The sequence below is a fragment of the Streptomyces atriruber genome, from assembly GCF_001418325.1.
Lineage (GTDB): Bacteria > Actinomycetota > Actinomycetes > Streptomycetales > Streptomycetaceae > Streptomyces > Streptomyces atriruber.
The window spans coordinates 1-4,578 of sequence record NZ_LIPN01000486.1; the positions used below are offsets into that span (position 1 = coordinate 1).

At 74.9% G+C, this 4,578-nt stretch carries 2 protein-coding genes; one reads left to right on the top strand and one right to left on the bottom strand.

The genetic code is table 11. The features are described 5' to 3' along the window. Positions 1-185: 185 nt before the first annotated feature. Complete coding sequence (locus AOK03_RS36725) at positions 186-2,978, bottom strand: FAD-binding and (Fe-S)-binding domain-containing protein (protein WP_244177892.1); 2,793 nt, start codon at positions 2,976-2,978, stop codon at positions 186-188. Between the two features lie 320 nt (positions 2,979-3,298). Between AOK03_RS36725 and AOK03_RS36730 the strand changes: the two genes are divergently transcribed. Continuing rightward, the coding region (locus tag AOK03_RS36730; RefSeq protein ID WP_107098204.1) for an ATP-binding protein at positions 3,299-4,578 on the top strand (1,280 nt) is incomplete at its 3' end.

Consider the following 4,578-nt stretch of genomic DNA (forward strand, 5'->3'; position numbering starts at 1 on the left):
CCCGCCCCCGACTCCGCGACCTCACCCGACACCGCGGCGCCCCTCGGCGCTGCGGGTTCCTGCGGCTCTTTCGGCACGGTGGCACACCTGACTTCTCGCGGGCGCAGCTCAGCTGACGCCTCGGCAGATGATCATGAACCATGCCGATCCTGCCTCAACCGGACACCGTCCCGCCTCCGCAAAGGTCACCTGTCGTCGGGACTTTGGTCCCGGGTCCGGTCACGGTCCGGGCGGCGGTGCGCCGGTCCGTCCGTCGCGATGCCCTCCGCGAGGATCTCCGCCAGGTGCCGTCCCCGCACCCCGGCCAGCTGCTCCAGCTGGGTTCGGCAGGAGAAGCCGTCGGCCAGGACCACCGCGTCCGCGTCGGCTGCCGCCACCGAGGGCAGCAGTTGTTCCTCGGCGCAGGCCTTCGAGACGTCGTAGTGCCCCTGCTCGAACCCGAAGTTCCCGGCGAGCCCGCAGCAGCCGCCGCTCAACTCGCCCGTCAGGCCCGCCTTCGCCCGCAGGCGGCGCTCCGCCGCGTCGCCGAGGACCGCGTGCTGGTGGCAGTGGGTCTGGCCGACGGCGGGGCGGCCGACGTGCGGTGGCTGCCACTGGGGGGCCAGCTCCTCGACGGCCTGGGCGAACGTGCGGACCGACGCGGCGAGACGGCCCGCGCGGGGGTCGTCGCCGAGCAGTTCGGCCAGGTCCGTCCGGAGCGCCGCGGCGCAGCTCGGCTCCAGGACGACGACCGGTGTGCCCGCGTCCAGGAGCGGCTCCATCCGGTCCAGGGTGGTGCGCAGCACGGCGCGGGCGTGGTCGAGCTGCCCCGTCGACACGTACGTCAGCCCGCAGCACACCCCGCGCGGCGGCACCGCGACGGTGAGTCCGGCGTCCTCAAGTACCGCCACCGCGGCCTGCCCCACCGCCGGGGAGAGGTGGTCGGTGAAGGTGTCGGGCCAGAGCACGACGTCGGGGCGGCCGGGCACGGCATCGGGGCGGCCGCCGCCGCGCGGCCGCTTCCGCCACCACTGCCGGAACGTCCGCGGCGCCACCTCCGGCACCGCCCGCTCCGCGGCGATCCCGCCGAGCCGCTTGCCGAGCGCGGCCAACGGGCCGACGCGGGCGAGGACGTTGACGATCCCCGCCGTGCGGGTCGCCGCCACCGCCCGCAGCCAGCGCGGCAGGCGGCCCATCGTGTAGTGGGCGGCGGGCCTGCGGCGGCCTTCGTAGTGGTGGTGCAGGAACTCCGCCTTGTACGTGGCCATGTCGACGCCCACCGGGCAGTCCGAGCGGCAGCCCTTGCAGGACAGGCAGAGGTCGAGGGCGTCCTTGACCTCCGTCGAGCGCCAGCCGTCGGTCACCACCTCACCGGCGAGCATCTCGTGCAGCAGCCGCGCGCGGCCGCGCGTGGAGTGCTCCTCCTCGCCCGTGACGCGGAAGGACGGGCACATCACGCCGGTCGGGGAGCCCGGCGACGCGGTACGGCACTTGGCGACGCCGACGCACCGCCTGACCGCCGCCGAGAAGTCCCCGCCGTCGTGCGGGTAGCCGAAGACCACGTCGACCGGTTCGCGCGGCAGGGGCGCGAAGCGCAGGTCGGCGTCGAGGGGCGCGGGCCGCACGAGCATGCCGGGGTTGAGCAGGTCCGCCGGGTCCCAGACGTCCTTCACGCGCTCGAAGAGGCCGACGAGTTCGGGACCGTACATCTTGGGCAGGAGCTCCGCGCGGGCCTGCCCGTCGCCGTGTTCGCCGGAGAGCGAGCCGCCGTGCGCGACGACGAGCTCCGCGAGCTCCTCGGAGAAGCCGCGGAAGCGGGCGACGCCCTGCCGGGTGAGGAGGTCGAAGTCGATGCGCACGTGGATGCAGCCGTCCCCGAAGTGCCCGTACGGCGTGCCGCGCAGATCGTGGTCGGTGAGCAGCGCCCTGAAGTCCCTGAGGTAGGCGCCGAGCCGGGCGGGCGGCACCGCGCAGTCCTCCCAGCCGGGCCACGCCTCGCTGCCGTCGGCCATGCGCGTCGCCGTGCCGCTGGCGTCCTCCCGTACGCGCCACAGCGCCCGCTGCCCCGCCGGGTCGTCGACGACCACCGCGTCGAGGACGTCGGCCGCCCGCACGATCGTCTCCGCGTGCGCGCGTGCCTCGGCCGGGCTCGAGCCGCCCGTCTCGACGAAGAGCCAGGCGCCGCCCTTGGGCAGTCCGCTCTTCTGCGAGGTCTCGCGCACGAGGTCGGCGGCCATGCCCTCGACGGTCAGCGGGCCGTGCGGGAGCAGTCCGGCGGCCGCTTCGGCCGCCGCGCTCTCGTCGCCGTAGCCGAGCACGGCGAGCGCCCGCGCGCGGGGCGCTTCGACGAGGCGTACGTCGGCTTCGGTGAGGACGCCGAGCGTGCCCTCCGAGCCGCAGAAGGCGCGGGCGAGGTCCGTGCCGTTCTCGGGGAGCAGCGCGTCCAGGGCGTATCCGGAGATGCGGCGGGGCAGGTCGGGGAAGCCGGTGCGCAGGAGCGCGAGGTCGCCGTCGACCAGGGGGCGCAGTCCTTCGGGGGCGGCGTCCCAGCCCCGGGCCAGGCGGCGGGGCGTGCCCGCGCCGTCGACCACGGAGAGGGCCGCGACGTTGTCGGCGGTGGTGCCCCAGGCGACCGAGTGCGAGCCGCAGGAGTTGTTGCCGATCATGCCGCCGAGGGTGCAGCGGCTGTGGGTGGAGGGGTCGGGGCCGAAGGTGAGGCCGTGCGGGGCGGCGGCGGAGCGCAGGTCGTCCAGGACGACGCCCGGCTGGACGACGGCGGTGCGTTCCCCCGGGTCGAGGGAGACGATGCGGTTCATGTGGCGGGTGAAGTCGAGGACGACGCCGACTCCCGTGGCCTGTCCGGCGATCGAGGTGCCCGCGCCGCGCGGGACCACCGGCACGTCGTGCTGGCGGCAGACCGCGAGGGCCGCGGCCACGTCGTCGGCGTCGCGCGGGGCGACCACCGCGGCGGGCACCCGGCGGTAGTTGGAGGCGTCCATGGTGTGCAGGGCCCGTGCGGTGACGGAGAGGTCCACCTCACCGCGCACGGCGGCGCGCAGATCCCGCGCGAACCCGTCCGGGTCGGCCGCCTCCCGGCCCGCCCTCTCCTGGTCTCCCCGGTTCCGCGTCGGGCCGCCGGGGTCGGCGTCGAGATCGCTCATGCCGTCCAGGATGCCCCCGCAGGGGCCCCTTCCGGACACCCCGCCTCACCCGTTTTTTCACGATCCGGACGGGAAGATTCCCAACTCGGTCACTAACTCTCCTATAGTGATCCCGACTTGAGCAGAGTGTGTCGCTTCCGATCTAGGACCCCCGATTGATGACCGCGCCAACCCCCCTAGCGCGCCCCGGGACGGAGCAACCTCCGCTGCGCCCGACCGCGCTCGTCCTGCTGGCCAGTGCCCTGGTCACAGCGGCACTCACCGGAGCCGCCGCCGCCCTCGCGCCCGGCTCCGTGCGGACCCCCCTGGCCTGGGGATCCGGTGCCGCGTCCGTCGCGCTGAGCGCCGCCGTGACGCTCGCCTTCCACTCCGTCCGCGCCAACGCCCTGCTGCGCCGCCGCGTCGAGGCCGTCCAGCAGGACGCCGGACGGCTCGTACAGGAACAGGCCGCCCGTGCCGAGGAGTTCGCCCGCGAGCGGACCGCCCTCACCGAGCACTTCGTCCGTGAGCGCAACGAACTGACCGTCCGCGCCCGCGCGGCCGAGTCCGAGCGCGCCGCCGCCCTCGCCGCCAGTGCCAACGCCGCGGGCCGCATGCAGGCCCTGGCCACCGGCATGCTCGCCGACCTGCGCGAGATGGAGGGCAGGCACGCGGACGAGGACGTCCTCACCGACCTCCTCCACCTCGACCACAGGACCGCACAGGCGGGCCGCATCGCCGACTCGGTGGCCGTGCTCACCGGCGCCCGCTCGGGCCGCCGCTGGGCCAGGCCCATCGTCATGGAGTCGATCCTGCGCGGCGCGATGGGCCGCATCGGCGGCTACCAGCGCGTGCGCGTCCACTCGGCCAGCGAGGTCGCCGTCGCGGGCCACGCCGCCGAGGGCGTCATGCACGCCCTCGCCGAACTCCTCGACAACGCCGCCAACTTCTCGCCGCCCACCTCCGAAGTGCACGTCTACATCGAGGAGGTCGCGGCCGGCGTCATCGTCTCCGTCGAGGACAGCGGCCTGGTGATGGGCGCCGTGCAGCAGCGCCGCGCCGAGCAGGCCGTGTCCGGCGAGACCAAGGGCCTCAGCGGCCTCTCCGGCACCCGGCTCGGACTAGCGGTGGTCGGCAGGCTGGCCCGCAAACACGGCCTGACGGTGTCGTTCCGCCCGTCGGCACGAGGCGGCACGGGCGTACTCCTCCTGATACCCCAGGAACTGCTCTCGCGCCCTTCCGAGACGACCCCGACGCCCCAACCGGCGAGCTTGCCCGAGAAGCCCACCACCACGGCCGCAGCCTCCGCCGCCACAACCACCGTCGCAACGCACTCCCCGGCACCCGCGAGCGCGCCGGAGGGGACGCGGGGGGATGTGCGCACGGAGCACCGAGCCAACCCTGACACCCAGAAACATCCGACGCGGCGCAGGGATGGCGAGTACGCACATCCCCCCGC

What these genes read in the sequence shown, in the direction of transcription:
- AOK03_RS36725 (WP_244177892.1), bottom strand. Translation starts at nt 2,978, where the DNA reads ATGGACGCCTCCAACTACCGCCGGGTGCCCGCCGCGGTGGTCGCCCCG.